The following is a 23,975-nucleotide window of genomic DNA, read 5'->3' as shown; positions in this document are numbered from 1 at the left end:
CAGGAGATTCCGCAACCGTGGCTTCCACGAACGACCTCAAGAACGGCCTGGTGCTCAAGCTCGAAGGCGGCCAGCTCTGGTCCGTCGTCGAGTTCCAGCACGTCAAGCCCGGCAAGGGCCCGGCCTTCGTGCGCACCAAGCTCAAGAACGTGCTGTCCGGCAAGGTGGTCGACAAGACCTTCAACGCCGGCGTCAAGGTCGAGACGGCCACTGTCGACAAGCGCGACATGCAGTTCTCGTACATGGACGGCGAGTACTTCGTCTTCATGGACATGGAGACCTACGACCAGCTCATGGTCGACCGCAAGGCCGTCGGCGACGCCGCCAACTTCCTGATCGAGGGCTTCACGGCCACCGTCGCGCAGCACGAGGGCGAGGTGCTCTTCGTCGAGTTGCCGGCGGCCGTCGAGCTCGTGGTCCAGGAGACCGAGCCGGGCCTGCAGGGCGACCGCTCCACCGGCGGCACCAAGCCCGCCACCCTGGAGACCGGTCACCAGATCCAGGTCCCGCTCTTCATCACCACCGGTGAGAAGATCAAGGTCGACACCCGCACCAGCGACTACCTCGGCCGGGTGAACAGCTAACCGTGGCTGCCCGCAACACGGCCCGCAAGCGTGCCTTCCAGATCCTCTTCGAGGGCGACCAGCGCGGAGCCGACGTCCTGACGGTCCTCGCGGACTGGGTCCGGCTCTCCCGGGCCGACACCCGGCAGCCGCCGGTGAGCGAGTACACGATGCAGCTGGTCGAGGGCTACGCGGAGTACGCGCGGCGCATCGACGACCTGATCTCCCAGTACTCGGTCGGCTGGACGCTGGACCGGATGCCGGTCGTCGACCGCAACATCCTGCGGCTCGGCGCCTACGAGCTGATCTGGGTCGACGAGACCCCGGACGCCGTCGTTCTCGACGAGATGGTGCAGCTGGCGAAGGAGTTCTCGACGGACGAGTCGCCCTCGTTCGTCAACGGCCTGCTCGGCCGCCTCAAGGAGCTCAAGCCGTCCCTGCGGCGCGAATAGCCCCGCCGGGTGACGGGCCCGCGTACCGCAGGCCGCCACAGGCGGTCTGCGGGCCGTCAGCGGCTCGTGGCGGTGCTCCGCGACTCGCGGGGGCGTGAACATGCCGGAGGGCCCACAGCGCGCGCTGTGGGCCCTCCGGCATGTTCACGCCCCCGTCGGAAGCGGCCGGAACCGCTGGGTTCCGGCCACTTCCGCGAGGGTACGTTTCTGCTCAGCCGCGAAGCGGCTAGTTCTCCTCGTGGGAGACGGCGCGACGCGCGTCCGCGTCCAGGACGCCCCAGCTGATCAGCTGCTCGGTCAGGACCGAGGGCGACTGGTCGTAGATGACGGCGAGGGTGCGCAGGTCGTCCTGGCGGATCGACAGCACCTTGCCGTTGTAGTCGCCGCGCTGCGACTGGATCGTGGCCGCGTAGCGCTGCAGCGGGCCCGCCTTCTCGACCGGCACGTGGGCCAGTCGCTCCAGGTCGAGGACCAGCTTCGGCGGGGGCTCGGCCGCCCCGCCCGGGGTGGTGCCCGGCAGCAGTTCCTGCACGGGAACGCCGTAGAAGTCCGCCAGCTCGGCAAGGCGCTGCACGGTCACGGCGCGGTCGCCGCGCTCGTACGAACCGACCACGACCGCCTTCCAGCGTCCCTGGGACTTCTCCTCGACACCGTGGAGGGAAAGGCCCTGCTGGGTGCGGATCGCCCGGAGCTTGGCCCCGAGCTGTTTGGCGTATTCGCTGGACATATAGCTCCCCGGCACTGGGTCGACGCGGCACGAGCCGCGTGCTGGTAACTCACTGTGAGGTTACGCAGCGTGATTCTTCTGCGTCAAGCCGAATGGTCCACACCGACTCTTCCGTGGTAGCGGCGGCCGATTAGGCCAAGGGGGTGATCGGGACGCCGTCCCGGCCTGCTACCGTGGATGGCGCAAATCCGACGTCCTTTAAGGTCCGTCCCGTGAGGCGGAGAAGGAGGTCCGTTTCGTATGGACAAGCGTGCCATCGAGCAGGACATCGAGCAGGACCCCCGGCAGGCCGACGCGCGGCCCGTCCTCGAAGGCCCCGACATCGCGCGCGTGCTGACCCGCATCGCCCACGAGATCGTCGAACGCGCCAGAGGCGCCGACGACGTGGTCCTCCTGGGCATTCCGACGCGCGGCGTGTTCCTCGCCCAGCGGCTCGGCGCCAAGCTGGAGCAGATCACCGACCGCAAGATCCCCGTCGGCTCCCTCGACATCACCATGTACCGCGACGACCTGCGCATGCATCCGCCGCGCGCGCTGGCCCGCACCGAGATCCCCGGCGACGGCCTGGACGGCAGGCTGGTCGTCCTCGTCGACGACGTGCTCTTCTCCGGACGCACCATCCGCGCCGCCCTCGACGCGCTGAACGACCTCGGGCGCCCGCGCGCGGTGCAGCTCGCGGTCCTCGTCGACCGCGGCCACCGCGAACTGCCCATCCGCGCCGACTACGTCGGCAAGAACCTCCCCACGTCGCTGCGGGAGACGGTCAAGGTCCAGCTCGCCGAGGAGGACGGTCGCGACACCGTGCTGCTCGGCGTGAAGCAGACCCAGTAGCGGACGGACCGCGTACGCCGCCGCCGTACGCCGCTTCGGCACGCCTCCGCCTGCCCGGAATCTCCCCGAACCTGAACTGCCTTACGGAGCCTGACAGATGCAGCGTCATCTCATCTCGGCCGCCGACCTCACCCGCGACGACGCCGTCCTGATCCTCGACACCGCCGAGGAGATGGCCCGGGTGGCCGACCGGCCCATCAAGAAACTGCCGACCCTGCGCGGCCGCACCATCGTCAACCTCTTCTTCGAGGACTCCACCCGTACCCGCATCTCCTTCGAGGCCGCCGAGAAGCGCCTCTCCGCGGACGTCATCAACTTCTCCGCCAAGGGCTCCAGCGTGTCCAAGGGCGAGTCCCTGAAGGACACCGCACAGACGCTGGAGGCCATGGGCGTCGACGCGGTCGTCATCCGGCACGGGGCCTCCGGCGCCCCCTACCGGCTGGCCACCTCCGGCTGGATCGACGCCGTCGTCGTCAACGCCGGCGACGGCACCCACCAGCACCCCACCCAGGCCCTCCTGGACGCCTTCACCATGCGCCGCCGGCTCGTCGGCCGGGACGCCGGGATCGGCCAGGACCTCGCCGGGAAGCGCATCACGATCGTCGGCGACGTCCTGCACAGCCGCGTCGCCCGCTCCAACGTCGACCTGCTGCACACCCTCGGCGCCGAGGTCACCCTGGTCGCCCCGCCCACGCTGGTGCCGGTCGGCATCGAGACCTGGCCCTGCGCCGTCTCCTACGACCTGGACAGCACGCTGCCGAAGTCCGACGCGGTGATGATGCTGCGCGTGCAGCGCGAGCGCATGAACGCCGCGTTCTTCCCGACCGAGCGCGAGTACTCGCGGCGCTACGGCCTCGACGGCGACCGCATGGCGCGGATGCCCGAGCACGCCATCGTGATGCACCCCGGCCCGATGGTGCGCGGCATGGAGATCACCGCCGAGGTCGCCGACTCCGAGCGCTGCACCGTCGTCGAGCAGGTCGCCAACGGCGTGTCCATCCGGATGGCCGTCCTCTACCTGCTCCTGGGCGGCAACGAACCCGCCGTCAGCCACGCCCGCACCACCGAGGAGAAGTAAGACCATGAGCAAGATCCTGATCCGTGGTGCGAGGGTGCTCGGCGGCGAGCCGCAGGACGTCCTGATCGACGGCGCGGTCGTCGAGGCCGTCGGCACGGGCCTGTCCGCCGAGGGCGCCGAGATCGTCGAGGCCGCCGGGAAGGTGCTGCTGCCGGGCCTGGTCGACCTGCACACCCATCTGCGCGAGCCGGGCCGCGAGGACTCCGAGACCGTGCTGACCGGCACGCGCGCCGCCGCCTCCGGCGGCTACACGGCCGTCTTCGCCATGGCCAACACCTTCCCCGTCGCCGACACCGCCGGCGTGGTCGAGCAGGTCTACCGGCTCGGCCGGGAGCACGGCTACTGCGACGTGCAGCCCATCGGCGCGGTCACCGTCGGCCTGGAGGGCAGGAAGCTCGCCGAGCTCGGCGCCATGCACGAGTCGGCCGCAGGCGTCACCGTCTTCTCCGACGACGGCAAGTGCGTCGACGACGCCGTGATCATGCGCCGGGCCCTGGAGTACGTGAAGGCCTTCGGCGGGGTCGTCGCCCAGCACGCGCAGGAGCCGCGGCTGACCGAGGGCGCCCAGATGAACGAGGGCGTCGTCTCCGCCGAGCTGGGGCTCGGCGGGTGGCCCGCGGTGGCCGAGGAGTCGATCATCGCCCGGGACGTCCTGCTCGCCGAGCACGTCGGCTCCCGCGTCCACATCTGCCACCTCTCCACCGCCGGCTCGGTCGAGATCGTCCGCTGGGCCAAGTCCCGCGGCATCGACGTCACCGCCGAGGTCACCCCGCACCACCTGCTGCTCACCGACGAGCTGGTCCGGTCCTACAACCCGGTCTACAAGGTGAACCCGCCGCTGCGCACCGAGCGGGACGTGCTCGCCCTGCGCGAGGCGCTCGCCGACGGCACCATCGACATCGTGGCCACCGACCACGCCCCGCACCCGCACGAGGACAAGGACTGCGAGTGGGCCGCGGCCGCCATGGGCATGGTCGGCCTGGAGACCGCGCTGTCGGTGGTCCAGGAGACCATGGTGGAGACGGGCCTGCTGGACTGGGCCGGGGTCGCCGACCGCATGTCCTTCACGCCCGCCCGGATCGGGCGGGCCGGCGGTCACGGGCGTCCCGTCTCGGCTGGTGAGCCCGCCAACCTCACACTCGTCGACACGGAATACCGTGGGTCCGTGGACCCCGCCGGCTTCGCCTCGCGCAGCCGGAACACCCCGTACGAGGGGCGTGAGCTGCCGGGCCGTGTCACGCACACCTGGCTGAGGGGCAAGGCCACGCTCGTCGACGGGAAGCTCACGTGACATCTGCAGCACTACTGCTCGCGGCCGAGAAGGAATCGGCCGCCGTGACCGACTGGGCCGCGCGGATCGGCTGGGTGGTCGGCCTCGGCCTGTTCGTCGCGCTCGTCTACTGGCTGATGCGGGAGGGCTGGAAGTGGCGCGGCACGCTCCAGGGCGACCTGCCCGAGCTGCCCGCCGCGCCGTCCGGGCCGGGCGAGGCCAGACTGACGGTGCTGTCGATGAGCGGCCGCTACCACGGCTCCACCACCGCGGGGCAGTGGCTCGACCGCATCGTGGCGCACGGCCTGGGCACCCGCAGCCGGGTCGAGCTGACCCTCACGGACGCGGGACTGGACGTCGTCCGTCCCGGCGCGAGCGACTTCTTCGTCCCGGTCGCCGCACTGCGCGAGGCCCGGCTCGACAAGGGCATCGCCGGCAAGGTCCTCACCGAGGGCGGACTGCTGGTGGTGACGTGGGCCCACGGTGACCGGCTGCTCGACTCCGGGTTCCGCTCGGACCACGCGGCCGAGCACGCCGCCTGGGTCGCCGCCATCAACTCAATGACCGACAAGACGGAAACTCCGACGGAAACGGAAGGCGCACGATGACGACCTCCACCAGGGGAATCGCTTTTGCGAAAAAGGTGCTTCCCGCCGTACTCGTCCTGGAGGACGGCCGGATCTTCCGCGGCCGCGCCTACGGGGCCGTGGGGGAGACCTTCGGCGAAGCGGTGTTCTCCACCGGTATGACCGGCTACCAGGAGACCCTCACCGACCCGTCGTACGACCGCCAGATCGTCGTGGCGACCGCCCCGCAGATCGGCAACACGGGCTGGAACGACGAGGACGACGAGTCGGGCCGCATCTGGGTCTCCGGCTACGTCGTGCGCGACCCCGCGCGCGTGCCGTCCAACTGGCGGGCCAAGCGCTCGCTGGACGACGAGCTGGTCGCGCAGGGCGTCGTCGGGATCTCCGGCGTCGACACCCGCGCCCTCACCCGCCACCTGCGCGAGCGCGGCTCGATGCGCGCCGGCGTCTTCTCCGGCGAGGCGATCGCCTCCGACGGCGAGCTCCTCGCGCGCGTGCAGGCCCAGCCGCACATGAAGGGCGCGAGCCTCTACGAGGAGGTCGCCACCAAGGAGGCTTACGTCGTCCCGGCGGTCGGCGAGAAGCGGTTCACCGTCGCCGCCATCGACCTCGGCATCAAGGGCATGACCCCGCACCGCATGGCCGAGCGCGGCATCGAGGTGCACGTGCTGCCCGCGACGGCCTCGGCGGACGAGGTGTACGCCGTGAACCCCGACGGCGTGTTCTTCTCCAACGGGCCGGGCGACCCGGCGACCGCCGACGGCCCCGTGGCGCTGATGACCGAGGTGCTGGAGCGCAGGACGCCCCTGTTCGGCATCTGCTTCGGCAACCAGATCCTCGGCCGCGCCCTCGGCTTCGGCACGTACAAGCTGAAGTACGGCCACCGCGGCATCAACCAGCCGGTCCAGGACCGCACGACCGGCAAGGTCGAGGTCACCGCGCACAACCACGGCTTCGCCGTGGACGCGCCGCTCGACAAGGTCAGCGAGACGAAGTTCGGCCGCGCCGAGGTCTCGCACGTCTGCCTGAACGACGACGTCGTGGAGGGGCTGCAGCTGCTCGACCAGCCGGCCTTCTCCGTCCAGTACCACCCCGAAGCGGCAGCGGGCCCGCACGACGCCGCCTACCTGTTCGACCGCTTCGTATCCCTGATGGAGGGCCAGCGTGCCTAAGCGCACCGATATCCAGTCCGTCCTGGTCATCGGCTCCGGCCCGATCGTCATCGGCCAGGCCGCCGAGTTCGACTACTCCGGCACCCAGGCGTGCCGCATCCTGCGCGCCGAGGGCCTGCGGGTCGTCCTGGTCAACTCCAACCCGGCGACGATCATGACCGACCCGGAGATCGCCGACGCCACCTACGTCGAGCCGATCACCCCCGAGTTCGTCGAGAAGATCATCGCCAAGGAGCGGCCCGACGCCCTGCTGCCCACCCTGGGCGGCCAGACGGCCCTCAACACGGCGATCTCCCTCGCCGAGAACGGCGTCCTCGACAAGTACGGCGTCGAACTGATCGGCGCCAACGTCGAGGCCATCAACAAGGGCGAGGACCGCGACCTGTTCAAGGGCGTCGTGGAAGCCGTCCGCGCCAAGATCGGGCACGGCGAGTCGGCCCGCTCGGTCATCTGCCACACCATGGACGAGGTGATCGCCGGGGTCGACGAGCTCGGCGGCTACCCGGTCGTCGTGCGCCCCTCCTTCACCATGGGCGGCGCCGGCTCCGGCTTCGCCCACGACGAGGACGAGCTGCGCCGCATCGCCGGCCAGGGGCTCACGCTCTCGCCGACCACCGAGGTGCTCCTGGAGGAGTCCATCCTCGGCTGGAAGGAGTACGAGCTGGAGCTGATGCGCGACAAGCACGACAACGTCGTGGTCGTCTGCTCCATCGAGAACTTCGACCCCATGGGCGTGCACACCGGCGACTCGATCACCGTCGCCCCGGCGATGACGCTGACCGACCGCGAGTACCAGGTGCTGCGCGACGTCGGCATCGCGATCATCCGCGAGGTCGGCGTCGACACGGGCGGCTGCAACATCCAGTTCGCGGTGAACCCCGAGGACGGCCGCGTCATCGTCATCGAGATGAACCCGCGCGTGTCGCGGTCCTCGGCGCTCGCCTCCAAGGCGACCGGCTTCCCGATCGCGAAGATCGCGGCCAAGCTGGCCGTCGGCTACACCCTCGACGAGATCCCCAACGACATCACGCGGGAGACCCCGGCCTCCTTCGAGCCCACGCTCGACTACGTGGTCGTCAAGGCCCCGCGCTTCGCCTTCGAGAAGTTCCCGAGCGCCGACTCCACGCTGACCACGACGATGAAGTCGGTCGGCGAGGCCATGGCCATCGGCCGCAACTTCACCGAGGCCTTCCAGAAGGCGCTGCGCTCGCTGGAGAAGAAGGGCAGCCAGTTCACGTTCGTCGGCGAGCCCGGCGACAAGGACGAGCTGCTGCGCGAGGCCGTCCGCCCCACCGACGGCCGCATCAACACCGTCATGCAGGCCATCCGCGCGGGCGCCACGCCCGACGAGGTCTTCGAGTTCACCAAGATCGACCCCTGGTTCGTCGACCAGCTCTTCCTGATCAAGGAGACCGCCGACGAGCTGGCCGCCGCCGACCGCCTCGACGGCGAGCTGCTCGCCGAGGCCAAGCGGCACGGCTTCTCCGACGTGCAGATCGCCGAGATCCGCGGGCTGCGCGAGGACGTGGTGCGCGAGGTCCGGCACGCGCTGGGCGTGCGGCCGGTCTACAAGACGGTCGACACCTGCGCCGCCGAGTTCGCCGCGAAGACGCCGTACTTCTACTCCTCCTACGACGAGGAGAACGAGGTCGCCCCTCGCGAGAAGGCGGCCGTCATCATCCTGGGCTCCGGTCCGAACCGCATCGGCCAGGGCATCGAGTTCGACTACTCCTGCGTCCACGCCTCCTTCGCGCTGAGCGACGCGGGCTACGAGACCGTGATGGTCAACTGCAACCCGGAGACCGTCTCCACCGACTACGACACCTCCGACCGCCTGTACTTCGAGCCGCTGACGCTCGAGGACGTGCTGGAGATCGTCCACGCGGAGGCGCAGGCCGGCCCGATCGCCGGCGTCGTCGTCCAGCTCGGCGGACAGACCCCGCTCGGCCTGGCGCAGGCGCTGAAGGACAACGGCGTGCCGATCGTCGGCACCCCGCCCGAGGCCATCCACGCGGCCGAGGACCGGGGCGCCTTCGGCCGGGTGCTCGCCGAGGCCGGCCTCCCGGCCCCCAAGCACGGCACCGCCACCACCTTCACCGAGGCCAAGGCCATCGCGGACGAGATCGGCTACCCGGTCCTCGTCCGGCCGTCCTACGTCCTCGGCGGCCGCGGCATGGAGATCGTCTACGACGAGACCCGGCTGTCGTCCTACATCGCCGAGTCGACCGAGATCAGCCCCACCCGGCCGGTCCTCGTCGACCGCTTCCTCGACGACGCCATCGAGATCGACGTCGACGCGCTGTACGACGGCGAGGAGCTGTATCTCGGCGGCGTGATGGAGCACATCGAGGAGGCCGGCATCCACTCCGGCGACTCGGCCTGCGCCCTGCCCCCCATCACCCTCGGCGGCTTCGACATCAAGCGCCTGCGGGCCTCCACCGAGGCGATCGCCAAGGGCGTCGGCGTCCGCGGCCTCATCAACATCCAGTTCGCGATGGCCGGCGACATCCTCTACGTGCTGGAAGCCAACCCGCGCGCGTCGCGCACCGTGCCCTTCACCTCGAAGGCGACGGCGGTGCCGCTGGCGAAGGCCGCCGCCCGGATCTCCCTGGGCGCGACCGTGGCCGAGCTGCGTGCGGAGGGCCTGCTCCCGGCGACCGGCGACGGCGGCGAGCTGCCGCTGGACGCGCCGATCTCCGTCAAGGAGGCCGTCATGCCGTGGAGCCGCTTCCGGGACACCTCCGGCCGCGGCGTCGACACCGTCCTCGGCCCGGAGATGCGCTCCACCGGCGAGGTCATGGGCATCGACTCCGTCTTCGGCACCGCGTACGCCAAGTCGCAGGCCGGCGCCTACGGCCCGCTGCCCACCAAGGGCCGCGCGTTCATCTCGGTCGCCAACCGGGACAAGCGCTCGATGATCTTCCCCGCGCGCGAGCTGGTCGCCCACGGCTTCGAGCTGCTCGCCACCTCCGGCACCGCCGAGGTCCTCAGGCGCAACGGCATCAACGCCACGGTGGTGCGCAAGCAGTCGGAGGGCACCGGACCCAACGGCGAGAAGACCATCGTCCAGTGCATCCACGACGGCGAGGTCGACCTCATCGTCAACACCCCGTACGGCACCGGCGGCCGCCTCGACGGCTACGAGATCCGCACGGCGGCCGTGGCGCGGTCCGTGCCGTGCCTGACGACCGTCCAGGCGCTCGCCGCCGCCGTCCAGGGCATCGACGCGCTCAACCACGGCGACGTGGGCGTGCGCTCGCTCCAGGAACACGCCGAACACCTGATCGCGGCCCGCGACCGCGGCTAGCAGCCCTGAGGGGGACACCGGGAAACGGTGTCCCCCTCTTCATGAGGGAACCATGTACAAGATCTTCTTCAAGCTCGTCTTCACACGGATGGACCCGGAGCAGGCCCACTACCTGGCCTTCCGCTGGATCCGCCTCGCCGTCCGCGTCCCCGTGCTGCGCACCTTCGTGGCCGCCGCCCTCGCCCCCCGTTACAAGGAGCTGCGCACGGAGGCCTTCGGCCTGCGCATGCACGGCCCCTTCGGGCTCGCGGCCGGCTTCGACAAGAACGCGGTCGCGATCGACGGCATGGCGATGCTCGGCTTCGACCATGTCGAGATCGGCACGGTCACCGGTGAGCCGCAGCCCGGCAATCCCAAGCGGCGGCTGTTCCGCCTCGTGAAGGACCGGGCGCTCATCAACCGGATGGGCTTCAACAACGAGGGCTCGCTGGCCGTCGCCGCGCGTCTGGCCTCCCGCAGCCCCGTCTTCAGGCCCGTGGTCGGCGTCAACATCGGCAAGACCAAGGTCGTGCCCGAGGAGGAGGCCGTCGCCGACTACGTGAAGTCGGCCGAGCGGCTCGCCCCCTACGCCGACTACCTGGTCGTGAACGTCTCCTCGCCGAACACGCCCGGGCTGCGCAACCTCCAGGCCACCGAGGCCCTGCGACCGCTGCTGAGCGCCGTGCGCGAGGCCGCCGACCGTGCGGTGGGCACACGTCGGGTCCCGCTGCTGGTGAAGATCGCCCCGGACCTGGCCGACGAGGACGTCGACGCGGTCGCCGACCTGGCCGTGGAGCTGGGCCTGGACGGGATCATCGCCACCAACACCACCGTCGCGCGCGAGGGCCTGGGGCTGACGTCCGGCCCCTCGCAGGTGAAGGAGACCGGCGGGCTGTCCGGAGCGCCCCTCAAGGCACGCTCCCTGGAGGTGCTGCGCAGGCTCTACGCGCGCGTGGGCGACCGCATCACCCTGGTGGGCGTCGGCGGCGTCGAGAACGCCGAGGACGCCTGGCAGCGCATCCTGGCCGGCGCCACGCTGGTCCAGGGCTACAGCGCCTTCGTCTACGAAGGGCCCTTCTGGGGACGCGCCGTCCACAAGGGGCTCGCCGCCCGCCTGCGGACGAGTCCGCACGCCACCCTCGCCGACGCCGTCGGTGCCGACGTGAGGAAGACGGCATGACCCTGGAGCCCTTCGGCGCGCGACTGCGCCGCGCCATGGACGAGCGCGGTCCGCTGTGCGTCGGCATCGACCCGCACGCGTCCCTGCTCGCCGAGTGGGGTCTGAACGACGACGTCGCCGGTCTGGAGCGGTTCAGCCGCACGGTCGTCGAGGCGACGGCGGACCGGGTGGCCCTGCTGAAGCCGCAGAGCGCCTTCTTCGAGCGGTTCGGCTCGCGGGGGGTCGCCGTTCTGGAGAAGACGGTGCGGGAGGCGCGGGCGGCCGGCGCGCTGGTCGTCATGGACGCCAAACGCGGCGACATCGGCTCGACCATGGCCGCCTACGCCGAGTCCTTCCTGCACAAGGACGCGCCGTTGTTCTCCGACGCCCTCACCGTCTCGCCGTACCTCGGCTACGGGTCGCTCTCGCCGGCGGTGGCGCTGGCCCGGGAGAGCGGCGCCGGACTGTTCGTGCTGGCGCTCACCTCCAACCCGGAGGGCGGAGAGGTGCAGCACGCGGTCCGCGCCGACGGGCGGAACGTGGGCGCGACCATGCTGGCGCACCTGGCGGCGGAGAACGCGGGGGAGGAGCCGCTGGGCTCCTTCGGGGCGGTCGTCGGCGCCACGCTGGGCGATCTCTCGGCGTACGACCTCGACGTCAACGGGCCGCTCCTCGCGCCCGGCGTCGGCGCCCAGGGGGCGACTCCGGCCGATCTGCCGCGGGTCTTCGGGTCCGCGGTGCGCAACGTGGTGCCGAACGTGAGCCGGGGTGTGTTGCGTCACGGTCCCGACATCGTCGCTCTGCGTGACAGCGTGGAGCGGTTCGCGCGAGAAGTGCGGACGGCCGTGACCTCCGTCTGACGGGCGCCGGCCGCCCGACCGGGGGCTCGGTCGGGCGGCCGGCGGTCGACTTGAGCCTGGATACATCCTCAAATCCGGGGCACTATGTCCTAAATGCCCGGCCCTACGGAGGCTGACCAGGACTTTTCCTCTGTTCTCGCTGACTCTGGCGGAGTTGGCCGCTAGTCTCCGACGGAGAGTGAACGGGCAAGCGTGTTGCCCGGCTCACCTGGTGAGGGGCGACTAGGTTCCTCACCGGTCCGTATCCGACAGTTCGACATCCGAGGTGACGTAGGCGTGGCTCTTCCGCCCCTTACCCCCGAACAGCGCGCAGCCGCGCTCGAAAAGGCCGCCGCGGCTCGCCGGGAGCGGGCCGAGGTCAAGAATCGACTCAAGCACTCCGGCGCCTCTCTTCACGAGGTCATCAAGCAGGGTCAGGAAAACGACGTCATCGGCAAGATGAAGGTCTCCGCCCTCCTGGAGTCACTCCCGGGCGTGGGCAAGGTCCGCGCCAAGCAGATCATGGAGCGACTCGGCATCTCCGAGAGCCGTCGTGTACGCGGCCTCGGTTCCAACCAGATCGCCTCCCTGGAGCGGGAGTTCGGCAGCACCGGCTCCTGATTCCCGGGTCTTGCCGGTAGGGAGTCCCGGGCACTCCGGGATTGCTGGAATAATCGCTGCATGGCTGCAACATTCCGGGGGACGACCCCCGAGCCCCCGGACGTACGTCCGCGGCTGACCGTGCTCTCCGGCCCCTCCGGGGTCGGCAAGAGCACGGTCGTCGCTCATATGCGCAAGGAACACCCCGAGGTCTGGCTCTCGGTGTCGGCGACGACCCGCAAGCCCCGCCCCGGCGAGCGGCACGGCGTCCACTACTTCTTCGTCACCGACGAGGAGATGGACAAGCTGATCGCCAACGGCGAGCTGCTGGAGTGGGCCGAGTTCGCCGGCAACCGCTACGGCACTCCGCGCGCCGCCGTCCTGGAACGCCTGGAGTCGGGCGAGCCGGTCCTGCTGGAGATCGACCTCCAGGGCGCCCGGCAGGTCCGCGAGTCCATGTCCGACGCCCAGCTGGTGTTCCTGGCTCCGCCGTCCTGGGAGGAGCTGGTGCGCCGGCTCACCGGGCGGGGCACCGAACCGCCCGAGGTCATCGAGCGCCGCCTGGCGGCGGCGAAGATCGAACTCGCGGCCGAGCCGGAGTTCGACGAGACCCTGGTCAACACCTCCGTCGAGGACGTGGCGCGTGAGCTGCTAGCCTTGATGGATGTTGTGTGATCGCGGATCCGTGCTCTTCGCGGCCTCTGTGATCACGACCGGTCTTTTCCCATCCATCGGAAGGTAGAGCGTGTCCTCTTCCATCTCCGCGCCCGAGGGCATCATCAACCCGCCGATCGACGAGCTCCTCGAGGCCACCGACTCGAAGTACAGCCTCGTGATCTACGCGGCCAAGCGGGCCCGCCAGATCAACGCGTACTACTCGCAGCTCGGCGAGGGCCTCCTCGAGTACGTCGGTCCGCTCGTGGACACCCACGTCCACGAGAAGCCGCTCTCGATCGCCCTCCGCGAGATCAACGCCGGACTGCTGACGTCCGAGGCCGTCGAAGGCCCCGCCCAGTAGTATTTTCGGCTCGCAGTTGGTTTTTCCACAGGCCCGGCAGCACGACTGCCGGGCCTGTGGTGTGTGATGGACTCGTACGCCGGAAGCCCACGGCGGACGAAATCGTCGAGGTCCGGGGAGAGACGGTGGACGCACCGAAGGTCGTTCTGGGGGTCAGCGGTGGCATCGCCGCCTACAAGGCCTGTGAGCTGCTGCGCCGGCTGACGGAGTCGGGTCACGACGTGCGCGTCGTCCCCACCGCCTCCGCGCTGCACTTCGTCGGCGCCGCCACCTGGTCCGCCCTCTCCGGCCACCCGGTCTCCACCGAGGTCTGGGACGACGTCCACGAGGTCCCGCACGTCCGCATCGGCCAGCACGCCGACCTGGTGGTCGTCGCCCCGGCCACCGCCGACATGCTCGCCAAGGCCGCCCACGGCCTGGCCGACGACCTCCTCACCAACACCCTCCTCACGGCACGCTGCCCGGTCGTCTTCGCTCCCGCGATGCACACCGAGATGTGGGAGCACCCGGCCACCCAGGAGAACGTGGCGACACTGCGCCGCCGGGGCGCCCTCGTGATCGAACCGGCCGTCGGCCGGCTCACCGGCGTCGACACCGGCAAGGGCCGGCTGCCCGACCCCGGCGAGATCTTCGAGGTCTGCCGCCGTGTCCTGGCCAGAGGCGTGCGCGAACCCGACCTGGCCGGCCGGCACGTCGTGGTCAGCGCCGGCGGCACCCGCGAACCCCTCGACCCGGTCCGCTTCCTCGGCAACCGCTCCTCCGGCAAGCAGGGCTACGCCCTGGCCCGCACCGCCGCCGCCCGAGGCGCCCGGGTCACCCTGGTCGCGGCGAACACCGGCCTGCCCGACCCGGCGGGCGTCGACGTCGTGCAGGTGGGCACGGCCGTCCAGCTGCGCGAGGCGGTCCTGAAGGCGGCCGCCGACGCCGACGCCGTCGTCATGGCGGCCGCCGTGGCCGATTTCCGGCCGGAGTCCTACGCGGCCGGAAAGATCAAGAAGAAGGACGGCAAGGACCCGGACCCGATCGTCCTCGTGCGAAATCCGGACATCCTCGCGGAGCTGTCCGCCGACCGGGTGCGCGCCGATCAGGTGGTCGTCGGCTTCGCCGCCGAGACCGACGACGTCCTGGCGAACGGCCGGACGAAGCTGCGGCGCAAGGGCTGTGATCTGCTGGTGGTGAACGAGGTGGGGGAGCGCAGAACGTTCGGTTCCGAGGAGAACGAGGCCGTCGTGCTGGGCGCCGACGGCAGTGAGACGCCGGTGCCCCACGGCCCCAAGGAAGCCCTGGCCGAAATCGTGTGGGACCTGGTGACGCGGCGGCTGAGCTGACTGTTTGATGCGCTTCGTCGTCGCCTCCCACCCGGCTCGATTCCGGCGCGGCGCCCCTGGCCAAGCGTGCTCGGCCTCCGGCAGAATGCCCGTGCCGCAGGTCACAGCGCTCCCGAGAGGCGAGACGGGTGGGCCGGTGGCGGGGTATGACCGATAAACTGTTCTCGGACGACGCCGGGCGCAGCTCCCGTCGCGTCCGCCCATGATCAGCCAGCAGCCGCTGCAACCCCAGGGAGCGTTGTGTCCCGTCGCCTTTTCACTTCGGAGTCCGTGACCGAGGGTCACCCCGACAAGATCGCTGACCAGATCAGCGACACCATCCTCGATGCCCTGCTGCGTGAGGACCCGACCTCCCGGGTCGCCGTCGAGACCCTGATCACGACCGGTCTGGTCCATGTGGCCGGCGAGGTCACCACCAAGGCCTACGCGCCGATCCCCCAGCTGGTGCGCGACAAGATCCTCGAGATCGGCTACGACTCCTCCAAGAAGGGCTTCGACGGCGCCTCCTGCGGTGTGTCGGTGTCCATCGGCGCGCAGTCCCCGGACATCGCCCAGGGCGTCGACACGGCGTACGAGAACCGCGTCGAGGGCGACGAGGACGAGCTGGACCGGCAGGGCGCGGGCGACCAGGGCCTGATGTTCGGCTACGCGTCCGACGAGACGCCGACGCTGATGCCGCTGCCGATCTTCCTGGCGCACCGTCTGTCGAAGCGCCTGTCGGACGTCCGCAAGAACGGGACCATCCCCTACCTGCGTCCCGACGGCAAGACCCAGGTCACCATCGAGTACGACGGCGACAAGGCGGTCCGTCTGGACACCGTCGTCGTCTCCTCGCAGCACGCGTCCGACATCGACCTGGACTCGCTGCTGACCCCCGACATCCGCGAGTTCGTCGTGGAGCCGGAGCTCAAGGCGCTGCTGGACGACGGCATCAAGCTCGACACCGAGAACTACCGTCTGCTGGTCAACCCGACCGGGCGCTTCGAGATCGGCGGCCCGATGGGCGACGCCGGCCTCACCGGCCGCAAGATCATCATCGACACCTACGGCGGCATGGCCCGCCACGGCGGCGGCGCCTTCTCGGGCAAGGACCCGTCCAAGGTGGACCGCTCGGCCGCCTACGCGATGCGCTGGGTGGCGAAGAACGTGGTCGCGGCGGGTCTGGCGGCCCGCTGCGAGGTCCAGGTCGCCTACGCGATCGGCAAGGCCGAGCCGGTCGGTCTCTTCATCGAGACCTTCGGCACCGCCAAGATCGACGCCGAGAAGATCGAGAAGGCCATCGACGAGGTCTTCGACCTCCGCCCGGCCGCGATCATCCGCGACCTCGACCTGCTGCGCCCGATCTACGCCCAGACCGCCGCCTACGGCCACTTCGGCCGCGAGCTCCCCGACTTCACCTGGGAGCGCACGGACCGCGTCGACGCGCTGCGCAAGGCCGCGGGCCTGTAGGACCGCGACCCGCGCCGAGCCGTCCGCTCGGCCCGGCTGTACAGGACGTCGGCTCCCGAGACCCGGTGACGGGCTCGGGAGCCGACGTCGTCCTGCGTGTGCCACGGCCGCCCCGTGCGTCGCGTCCGCCTCCTCGGGGCGACCGGCGGACGCCACCGTGACACCCGGGCGGCCCGGTACCGACCCCCGGAGCCGCCGAGGGGCCAGGCGCGCACGCGACCGATGTCAGTGGCGTTTGGTAAGAATGCAGGCGTGAGCAGCGAGAACGGGCAGGGGGGCGGTGGGGCGGCCGGGGAGGGCGCGCCGCCGGAGCAGCTCGCGCTCATCCGGGAGAGCGTGCGGCGGGCCAAGACGCCCCGGGCCAAGCCCCGGACCTGGCGGGGAGCCGCGCTGGCCGGGGACCTGCCGGTCGCGCGGGTGCTCGTCGACAAGGGCGTACTGCATCTGGACCGCTACTTCGACTACGCCGTCCCGGCCGAGCTGGACGCGGACGCGCAGCCCGGCGTGCGGGTCCGGGTGCGGTTCGGAGCCGGACGCGGCCGGGTGCGCGACGGGCGGCGCGAGGGAGGCGGCCTGATCGACGGGTTCCTCGTCGAGCGGCTCGCGGCGTCGGACTACTCGGGACCGCTCGCGGCGCTCGCCCAGGTGGTGTCGCCCGAGCCGGTGCTCGGTCCGGAGCTCCTGGGCCTGGCCCGGGCCGTCGCCGACCGGTACGCGGGAAGCCTCGCCGACGTGCTGCAGCTGGCCGTTCCACCGCGCAACGCCAGGGCCGAGCAGCGGCCCTCCCCGGCGTCGCTGCCGCCGCCGGGGGCGCCTCGGACCGGCACCTGGGCCCGGTACGAGCAGGGAGGCGCGTTCCTGGAGTCGCTGGCGTCCGGCGGTACGCCGCGGGCCGTGTGGAACGCGCTGCCCGGGCCCGAGTGGAGCGAGGAACTGGCGCGGGCCGTCGCCGCCACGCTCGCCTCCGGGCGCGGGGCGCTGGTCGTCGTGCCGGACGGACGGGCCGCCGCGCGGGTCGACGGCGCGCTGACGGCGTTGCTGGGGGAGGGGCGGCACGCGCTGCTCACCGCGGACGCCGGACCCGAGAAGCGCTACCGGGAATGGCTGGCGGTGCGGCGCGGGTCCGTGCGCGCGGTCGTCGGAACGCGCGCCGCGATGTTCGCGCCGGTCCAGGACCTCGGGCTGGTCGCGCTCTGGGACGACGGCGACGACAGCCACAGCGAGCAGCACGCCCCGCAGCCGCATGCGCGGGAGGTGTTGCTGCTGCGGGCCGCGCAGGACAAGTGCGCCTTCCTGCTGGGGGGTTGGAGCTGCACGGTGGAAGGCGCCCAGCTCGTCGAGAGCGGGTGGGCGCGACCGCTGGTCGCCGGTCGGGAGCTGGTGCGGCGGACCGCGCCGCTGGTGCGGACGGTGGGGGACCAGGACCTGGCGAGGGACGAGGCGGCCCGGGCCGCCCGACTGCCCACCCTCGCCTGGCAGGCGGCCCGCGAGGGGCTGCGGCACGGGCCGGTGCTCGTGCAGGTGCCCCGCCGGGGATACGTGCCCCGGATGGCGTGCGCGCAGTGCCGGGCCGCGGCCCGTTGCCGGCACTGCTCCGGACCGCTGGAGGCACGCGACGGGGACGCCGGGGGTGCGCTGTGGTGCGGCTGGTGCGGGCGCGAGGAGAGCGCCTGGCACTGCCCGGAGTGCGGCTCGTTCCGGCTGCGGGCCCAGATCGTGGGGGCCCGACGGACCGCCGAGGAACTGGGGCGGGCGTTCCCGGCCGTGCCGGTGCGCACGTCGGGGCGTGAGCAGGTGCTGGACACGGTGCCGGCGGCGCCCGCGCTCGTCGTGTCCACACCCGGCGCCGAGCCCGTCGCCGAGGGCGGGTACGCGGCCGCCCTGCTGCTGGACGGCTGGGCCATGCTCGGACGTCCCGACCTGCGGGCCGGGGAGGACGCGCTGCGTCGCTGGATCGCCGCCGCCGCGCTCGTGCGCCCGCAGGAGGCCGGGGGGACGGTGGTCGTCGTCGCGGAGCCGACTCTGCGGCCCGTGCAGGCGCTGGTGCGGTGGGATCCCGTGGGGCACGCGGTGCGCGAGCTCGCCGAGCGGGCCGAACTGGGTTTCCCGCCGGTGTCGCGGATGGCGTCGGTGTCGGGGAGCGCCGAGGCGGTGAGCGCGTTCCTGGGAGCGGTCGAACTGCCCCGGGAGGCAGAGCTGCTGGGACCGGTCCCGATCCCGCCCACCCCCGCCGGCCGGCCCCGACGGCCCGGGGCGCCGCCGCCGGGGGAGCAGTGGGAGCGTGCGCTGATCCGGGTGCCGCCGGGCCGGGGCGCCGCGCTGGCCGCCGCGTTGAAGGCGGCCCAGGCGGCCCGGATGGCCCGCGGCGGCGAGGAGGCGGTACGCGTGAGGATCGACCCACCGGACATCGGGTAATCCCTGCGGCCTGCGGCCTGCGGCCTGCGGGTTCGGGTGGGGGCATGCGGCTGCCCTCTCGGGGTGGCCGAGAGGGCAGATGGGGGGGTGTCCGGGGGTGGCTTCAGCCGTTGCGGGGGCTGGGGAAGGCGGTCGGCCTCACCTCGTCGCGCAGGGCCGGGCTGCCGGCCGTCGGCTGGGTCGGCATCGAGCGGGCGGCCGGCACCGTGGGGACGGTCGGGAAGCCCGTGTTCACGGTGAGCGCGCGGGCGTCCGCGCGCTCCGTCGGTCGCTCGGCCTCGGCCGTGGCCGTGGCGGTGCCGGAGCCTGTCGCCGTGGCCGTGGCCGCGGCGGTCTGTGCGGTGGCGCGGCGGGCGCCGTAGCGGCGGTGGACCGCCTGCTTGGTGACCCCGAGCGCGGAGCCCACCGCGTCCCACGAGAAGCCGAGGGAACGGTCGAAGTCCACGGCCGCCGTGACCAGCGTCTCGACGCTGTCGCGCAGTTCCTGGGCGAGGCGGACGGTGGGGGCGGGGGCGCGTCCGTAGACGACGAAGCCCGTGGACGGGCCGGAACGGCGCGGGCGGTAGACGTTGCCCAGCTGGGCGGTGAGGGTGCGCAGTGCGTCCACCTGCCGGCGGACCCGTTCGATGTCCCGCACCAGCAAGTGCAGGCTGGCCCGGGCCTGGGCGTCGTGGGTTGCATGGTCGGCCATGAACAAGCCTCTCGAACCGGCGTTGAAGAAGGTGTGGTCAACTCTTTCTTGACAACGCGGGTTCGCTCCGCTGGTCACGGTGTGGGGGCGTATGGGCATATGCGTACGCCCCTGGGACAGGGTGCGCGCGGCTCCGCTTCCGTGGGGCTCCCGCCGTCGGCGGCCGGCCCCTTCGGTCGGCGGGAAGCCGTCCGCGGCGGCTCCGGCGGTCGTCATAAACTTGTGTGCTGCCCGCCGTCCGTCCCTCCGAGAGGCACCGCCCACTCATGAAGCTCGTCTTCGCCGGCACCCCCGAGGTCGCCGTTCCCGCACTGGACGCTCTGATCGCTTCCGGGCGGCACGAGGTGGCCGCCGTCGTCACCCGCCCGGACGCGCCGGCCGGCCGGGGGCGCAGGCTGGTCGCCTCTCCCGTCGCCCAGCGGGCCGAAGAGGCCGGCATCGAGGTGCTGAGGCCCGCCAAGCCCCGGGACCCGGAGTTCCTGGAGCGGCTGAGGGAGATCGCGCCGGACTGCTGTCCGGTCGTCGCCTACGGGGCGCTGCTGCCGCGGGTGGCGCTCGACATCCCGGCGCACGGCTGGGTCAACCTGCACTTCTCGCTGCTGCCGGCCTGGCGCGGGGCCGCTCCCGTGCAGCACGCCGTCATGGCGGGGGACGAGATCACCGGCGCATCCACCTTCCTCATCGAGGAGGGGCTCGACTCGGGACCGGTGTACGGGACGGTGACCGAGGAGATCCGGCCCACCGACACCAGCGGCGACCTGCTCACCCGGCTGGCCTTCGCCGGCAGCGGGCTGCTCGCCGCGACGATGGACGGCATCGAGGACGGCGCCCTGAAGGCCGTGCCGCAGCCGGGGGAGGGGATCACCCTCGCGCCGAAGATCACCGTCGAGGACGCCCAGGTCGACTGGGCCACACCGGCCCTGCGCGTCGACCGTGTCGTCCGCGGCTGCACCCCGGCTCCGGGGGCGTGGACCACGTTCCGCGGCGAGCGGCTCAAGCTCATCCAGGTCCGGCCCGTGGCCGAGCGGACCGATCTCGCGCCGGGCGCCCTGTCCGCGGGCAAGAACAGCGTCCATGTCGGCACGGGCTCGTACGCGGTCGAGCTGGTGTGGGTGCAGGCCCAGGGCAAGAAGCCGATGCGGGCCGCCGACTGGGCGCGCGGCGTCCGGATCGGCGACGGCGAGACCGTCGGGGCGTAACGCTCCTGCACAGGCCCGGCCCGGCCCGCCCCGAAAGCGGCCCGGCCGGTCCGACCGTCAGCGCGGGCGGGCGCGGGACGGGCCGAGCCGAGCCGAGCCGCGTCCGCCCGGCCGGACCGACCCGGCTCCCGCACGGCTCCCGCCCGTCCGGCCGGACCGACCCGGCTCCCGCACGGCTCCCGCCCGTCCGGCCGGACCGACCCGGCTCCCGCCCAGCCCCTTGAACCGCCCGCGTGTGCGTCGACGTACGCTGGGGCGCGTCTTCCCTCCTGCAATCCGGAGCACCTTTTCGTGAGCGAACAGCCCCAGCGTCCCCGCAAGCCGGGCAAGCCCTACCGTCGGCCCCAGAAGGACCCCGTCCGCCTCCTCGCCTTCGAGGCGCTGCGGGCCGTGGACGAGCGGGACGCGTACGCCAACCTCGTGCTGCCGCCCCTGCTGCGCAAGGCACGGGAGAAGGAGGGCCCCGACAAGTTCGACGGGCGGGACGCGGCCCTCGCCACCGAGCTGGTCTACGGGACGCTGCGCCGGCAGGGGACGTACGACGCCGTCATCGCCGCGTGCGTCGACCGGCCCCTGCGCGAGGTCGACCCGCCCGTTCTCGACGTCCTGAGCCTCGGCGCGCACCAGCTGCTGGGGACGCGCATCCCGACGCACGCCGCCGTGTCCGCGTCCGTCGATCTCGCCCGGGTGGTGCTCGGCGACGGGCGGGCCAAGTTCGTCAACGCCGTGCTGCGCAAGATCGCCCAGCACGATCTGGACGAGTGGATCGAGAAGGTCGCCCCGCCCTACGACGACGACCCCGAGGACCACCTCGCCGTCGTGCACTCGCACCCGCGCTGGGTCGTCTCCGCGCTCTGGGACTCGCTCGGCGGCGGCCGGGCCGGCATCGAGGACCTGCTGGAGGCCGACAACGAGCGGCCCGAGGTGACGCTGGTCGCCCGTCCGGGGCGGGCCACGACCGAGGAGCTCCTGCGGGAGGAGGCCGCGGTCGCCGGGCGCTGGTCGCCGTACGCCGTCCGGCTCACCGAGGGCGGTGAGCCCGGCGCCATCGACGCCGTCCGGGACGGGCGTGCGGGTGTCCAGGACGAGGGCAGCCAGCTCGTGGCGCTCGCGCTGGCCAACGCGCCGGTCGACGGGCCGGACACGAAGTGGCTCGACGGATGCGCCGGCCCGGGCGGCAAGGCCGCGCTGCTCGCCGCCCTCGCCGCCGAGCGCGGAGCCGTCCTGCTGGCCTCGGAGAAGCAGCCGCACCGGGCGGGCCTCGTCGCCAGGGCGCTGGCCGGGAACCCCGGGCCCTACCGGGTCATCGCCGCCGACGGGACGCGGCCGCCGTGGCGGCCGGGCTCCTTCGACCGGGTCCTGATGGACGTGCCATGCACCGGGCTCGGCGCCCTGCGCCGGCGGCCCGAGGCGCGCTGGCGGCGCCGGCCGGAGGACCTCGACGGGTTCGGGCCGCTGCAGCGCGGGCTGCTGCGGACGGCCCTCGAGTCCGTCCGGGTCGGGGGCGTCGTCGGGTACGCCACCTGCTCGCCGCACCTCGCCGAGACCAGGGCCGTCGTCTCCGACGTCCTCAAGCAGTTCCCGCAGGCCGAGCTGATCGACGCGCGGCCGCTGCTGCCGGGTGTGCCGGCGCTGGGGGACGGCCCGGACGTCCAGCTGTGGCCGCATGTGCACGGGACCGACGCGATGTACCTGGCGTTGATCAAGAGGACCGGCTGAGACCCCCGACGGAGTTCCACGCCGGACCGTGAAGAAGGCCGGGCCGCACGCGAACAGCGTGCGGCCCGGCCTTCTTCACGGAGCCACGGTTTCCGCCGCTGCCGAGGGCGGCGGGCGGGTCGTCCCGTAGGGGTCAGTCCGTGCCGAACTCCATCGCGGCGCGGTCCAGCAGCGCGTCGTCCTCGGAGACCTCGCCGCGCGAGGCGATGGCCTCGGCGCCGCCCTCGGGCATCTCCGGCATGGTGCCGATCAGACCGGTCGCGGCCGCCTGGGCCGCGCCGATGACGGGGCTGCCGGTGCCGATCAGACCGAGCACGGCGTACTGCTCCAGCTTGGCGCGCGAGTCGGCGATGTCGAGGTTGCGCATGGTGAGCTGGCCGATCCGGTCCACCGGACCGAACGCGGAGTCCTCGGTGCGCTCCATGGACAGCTTGTCCGGGTGGTAGCTGAACGCGGGGCCGGTGGTGTCGAGGATCGAGTAGTCCTCGCCGCGCCGCAGCCGCAGGGTGACCTCGCCGGTCACGGCCGCGCCGACCCAGCGCTGCAGCGACTCCCGGATCATCAGCGCCTGCGGGTCCAGCCAGCGCCCCTCGTACATGAGGCGGCCCAGCCGCCGGCCCTCGTTGTGGTACTGGGCGACGGTGTCCTCGTTGTGGATCGCGTTGACCAGGCGCTCGTAGGCCGCGTGCAGCAGGGCCATGCCGGGCGCCTCGTAGATGCCGCGGCTCTTGGCCTCGATGATGCGGTTCTCGATCTGGTCGGACATGCCCAGGCCGTGCCGGCCGCCGATCGCGTTGGCCTCCATCACCAGGTCGACGGGGGAGGCGAACTCCTTGCCGTTGACCGTCACCGGGCGGCCCTGGTCGAAGCCGATCGTCACGTCCTCGGCGGCGATCTCGACCTCGGGGTCCCAGAACCGCACGCCCATGATGGGCTCGACGGTCTCGACGCCGGTGTCCAGGTGCTCCAGGGTCTTGGCCTCGTGGGTGGCGCCCCAGATGTTGGCGTCGGTGGAGTACGCCTTCTCGGTGCTGTCCCGGTAGGGCAGGTCGTGGGCGACGAGCCACTCCGACATCTCCTTGCGCCCGCCGAGCTCGGTCACGAAGTCCGCGTCCAGCCAGGGCTTGTAGATGCGCAGGTGTGGGTTGGCGAGCAGACCGTAGCGGTAGAACCGCTCGATGTCGTTGCCCTTGAAGGTCGAGCCGTCGCCCCAGATCTGGACGTCGTCCTCGAGCATCGCCCGGACCAGGAGGGTGCCGGTGACGGCACGGCCGAGCGGCGTGGTGTTGAAGTAGGCGCGCCCGCCCGAGCGGATGTGGAACGCCCCGCAGGTGAGCGCGGCCAGGCCCTCCTCGACCAGCGCGGCGCGGCAGTCGACCAGGCGCGCGATCTCGGCGCCGTAGGTCTTCGCGCGGCCGGGCACCGAGGCGATGTCGGGCTCGTCGTACTGGCCGATGTCGGCGGTGTAGGTGCACGGGACGGCGCCCTTGTCACGCATCCACGCGACCGCGACCGAGGTGTCGAGCCCGCCGGAGAAGGCGATGCCGACGCGCTCGCCGGCGGGGAGGGAGGTGAGGACCTTGGACATAGGA

General features: G+C 72.0%; 21 protein-coding genes. 18 read left to right on the top strand and 3 right to left on the bottom strand.

Features of this window, described 5'->3' with window-relative positions:
* Positions 1 to 17: 17 nt before the first annotated feature.
* On the top strand, positions 18 to 584 hold the full coding sequence (efp, locus tag Sri02f_RS14765) for an elongation factor P (RefSeq protein WP_020117452.1): 567 nt from the start codon (positions 18 to 20) through the stop codon (positions 582 to 584).
* A 2-nt stretch (positions 585 to 586) separates the two neighbouring features.
* The gene (gene nusB, locus Sri02f_RS14760; protein WP_109001631.1) at positions 587 to 1,015 is read left to right on the top strand and encodes a transcription antitermination factor NusB; all 429 of its coding nucleotides are present in this window, start codon (positions 587 to 589) and stop codon (positions 1,013 to 1,015) included.
* Between the two features lie 226 nt (positions 1,016 to 1,241).
* On the opposite strand, the gene bldD is transcribed toward nusB, so the two are convergent.
* Positions 1,242 to 1,742 (bottom strand): transcriptional regulator BldD, encoded by a 501-nt coding sequence (gene bldD / locus Sri02f_RS14755; RefSeq protein WP_030785871.1) that lies wholly within the window; start codon positions 1,740 to 1,742, stop codon positions 1,242 to 1,244.
* A gap of 240 nt (positions 1,743 to 1,982) precedes the next feature.
* Between bldD and pyrR the strand changes: the two genes are divergently transcribed.
* The 14 genes from pyrR (at position 1,983) to Sri02f_RS14685 (ending at position 18,774) form a co-directional block, all read left to right on the top strand.
* Entirely contained in the window at positions 1,983 to 2,573 is a 591-nt protein-coding gene (pyrR, locus tag Sri02f_RS14750; RefSeq protein WP_109001630.1) for a bifunctional pyr operon transcriptional regulator/uracil phosphoribosyltransferase PyrR, read from the top strand.
* A gap of 97 nt (positions 2,574 to 2,670) precedes the next feature.
* Complete coding sequence (locus Sri02f_RS14745) at positions 2,671 to 3,651, top strand: aspartate carbamoyltransferase catalytic subunit (protein WP_109001629.1); 981 nt, start codon at positions 2,671 to 2,673, stop codon at positions 3,649 to 3,651.
* 4 nt (positions 3,652 to 3,655) lie between these two features.
* Positions 3,656 to 4,942 carry a dihydroorotase gene (locus tag Sri02f_RS14740; protein ID WP_109001628.1) on the top strand — a complete coding sequence of 429 codons (1,287 nt, stop codon included), beginning with the start codon at positions 3,656 to 3,658 and terminating at the stop codon, positions 4,940 to 4,942.
* The gene (locus tag Sri02f_RS14735) at positions 4,939 to 5,529 is read left to right on the top strand and encodes a PH-like domain-containing protein (protein ID WP_109001627.1); all 591 of its coding nucleotides are present in this window, start codon (positions 4,939 to 4,941) and stop codon (positions 5,527 to 5,529) included. The genes Sri02f_RS14740 and Sri02f_RS14735 overlap by 4 nt, the downstream gene beginning before the upstream one ends.
* The gene (carA, locus tag Sri02f_RS14730) at positions 5,526 to 6,680 is read left to right on the top strand and encodes a glutamine-hydrolyzing carbamoyl-phosphate synthase small subunit (protein WP_109001626.1); all 1,155 of its coding nucleotides are present in this window, start codon (positions 5,526 to 5,528) and stop codon (positions 6,678 to 6,680) included. The genes Sri02f_RS14735 and carA overlap by 4 nt, the downstream gene beginning before the upstream one ends.
* Positions 6,673 to 9,987, top strand: a complete 3,315-nt coding sequence (gene carB / locus Sri02f_RS14725) for a carbamoyl-phosphate synthase large subunit (protein ID WP_109001625.1) — start codon at positions 6,673 to 6,675, stop codon at positions 9,985 to 9,987. Before carA ends, carB begins: the two co-directional genes overlap by 8 nt.
* Before the next feature lie 52 nt (positions 9,988 to 10,039).
* The gene (locus Sri02f_RS14720) at positions 10,040 to 11,146 is read left to right on the top strand and encodes a quinone-dependent dihydroorotate dehydrogenase (protein ID WP_109001624.1); all 1,107 of its coding nucleotides are present in this window, start codon (positions 10,040 to 10,042) and stop codon (positions 11,144 to 11,146) included.
* Positions 11,143 to 11,985, top strand: a complete 843-nt coding sequence (gene pyrF, locus Sri02f_RS14715) for an orotidine-5'-phosphate decarboxylase (RefSeq protein ID WP_167467549.1) — start codon at positions 11,143 to 11,145, stop codon at positions 11,983 to 11,985. The genes Sri02f_RS14720 and pyrF overlap by 4 nt, the downstream gene beginning before the upstream one ends.
* Before the next feature lie 276 nt (positions 11,986 to 12,261).
* Positions 12,262 to 12,585 (top strand): integration host factor, encoded by a 324-nt coding sequence (locus tag Sri02f_RS14710; RefSeq protein ID WP_003977346.1) that lies wholly within the window; start codon positions 12,262 to 12,264, stop codon positions 12,583 to 12,585.
* Positions 12,586 to 12,645: 60 nt separating this feature from the next.
* Positions 12,646 to 13,239: a guanylate kinase gene (gene gmk / locus Sri02f_RS14705; RefSeq protein WP_109001623.1), complete on the top strand. Its 594-nt coding sequence runs from the start codon at positions 12,646 to 12,648 to the stop codon at positions 13,237 to 13,239.
* A gap of 70 nt (positions 13,240 to 13,309) precedes the next feature.
* A complete protein-coding gene (gene rpoZ, locus Sri02f_RS14700) occupies positions 13,310 to 13,582 on the top strand; it encodes a DNA-directed RNA polymerase subunit omega (RefSeq protein ID WP_003988945.1) in 273 nt (90 codons plus the stop codon).
* A 125-nt stretch (positions 13,583 to 13,707) separates the two neighbouring features.
* Positions 13,708 to 14,910, top strand: a complete 1,203-nt coding sequence (gene coaBC / locus Sri02f_RS14695; protein WP_109001622.1) for a bifunctional phosphopantothenoylcysteine decarboxylase/phosphopantothenate--cysteine ligase CoaBC — start codon at positions 13,708 to 13,710, stop codon at positions 14,908 to 14,910.
* Positions 14,911 to 15,150: 240 nt separating this feature from the next.
* Positions 15,151 to 16,359 carry a methionine adenosyltransferase gene (metK, locus tag Sri02f_RS14690; RefSeq protein WP_109001621.1) on the top strand — a complete coding sequence of 403 codons (1,209 nt, stop codon included), beginning with the start codon at positions 15,151 to 15,153 and terminating at the stop codon, positions 16,357 to 16,359.
* Between the two features lie 252 nt (positions 16,360 to 16,611).
* On the top strand, positions 16,612 to 18,774 hold the full coding sequence (locus Sri02f_RS14685) for a primosomal protein N' (protein WP_109001620.1): 2,163 nt from the start codon (positions 16,612 to 16,614) through the stop codon (positions 18,772 to 18,774).
* Positions 18,775 to 18,877: 103 nt separating this feature from the next.
* Here Sri02f_RS14685 and Sri02f_RS14680 read toward each other — a convergent pair whose 3' ends face one another.
* The gene (locus Sri02f_RS14680; RefSeq protein WP_109001979.1) at positions 18,878 to 19,465 is read right to left on the bottom strand and encodes a hypothetical protein; all 588 of its coding nucleotides are present in this window, start codon (positions 19,463 to 19,465) and stop codon (positions 18,878 to 18,880) included.
* Positions 19,466 to 19,731: 266 nt separating this feature from the next.
* Here Sri02f_RS14680 and fmt point away from each other — a divergent pair, with 266 nt between their 5' ends.
* Positions 19,732 to 20,664 (top strand): methionyl-tRNA formyltransferase, encoded by a 933-nt coding sequence (gene fmt, locus Sri02f_RS14675; protein ID WP_109001619.1) that lies wholly within the window; start codon positions 19,732 to 19,734, stop codon positions 20,662 to 20,664.
* Positions 20,665 to 20,955: 291 nt separating this feature from the next.
* Positions 20,956 to 22,383, top strand: a complete 1,428-nt coding sequence (locus Sri02f_RS14670; RefSeq protein ID WP_109001618.1) for an RsmB/NOP family class I SAM-dependent RNA methyltransferase — start codon at positions 20,956 to 20,958, stop codon at positions 22,381 to 22,383.
* 133 nt (positions 22,384 to 22,516) lie between these two features.
* Here Sri02f_RS14670 and argG read toward each other — a convergent pair whose 3' ends face one another.
* On the bottom strand, positions 22,517 to 23,971 hold the full coding sequence (gene argG, locus Sri02f_RS14665; RefSeq protein WP_109001617.1) for an argininosuccinate synthase: 1,455 nt from the start codon (positions 23,969 to 23,971) through the stop codon (positions 22,517 to 22,519).
* Positions 23,972 to 23,975 lie beyond the last annotated feature (4 nt).

This window comes from Streptomyces rishiriensis (assembly GCF_003112535.1).
In the GTDB taxonomy this organism is placed as follows: Bacteria; Actinomycetota; Actinomycetes; order Streptomycetales; family Streptomycetaceae; genus Streptomyces; species Streptomyces rishiriensis.
This window is presented reverse-complemented; position numbering and strand designations above follow the sequence as displayed.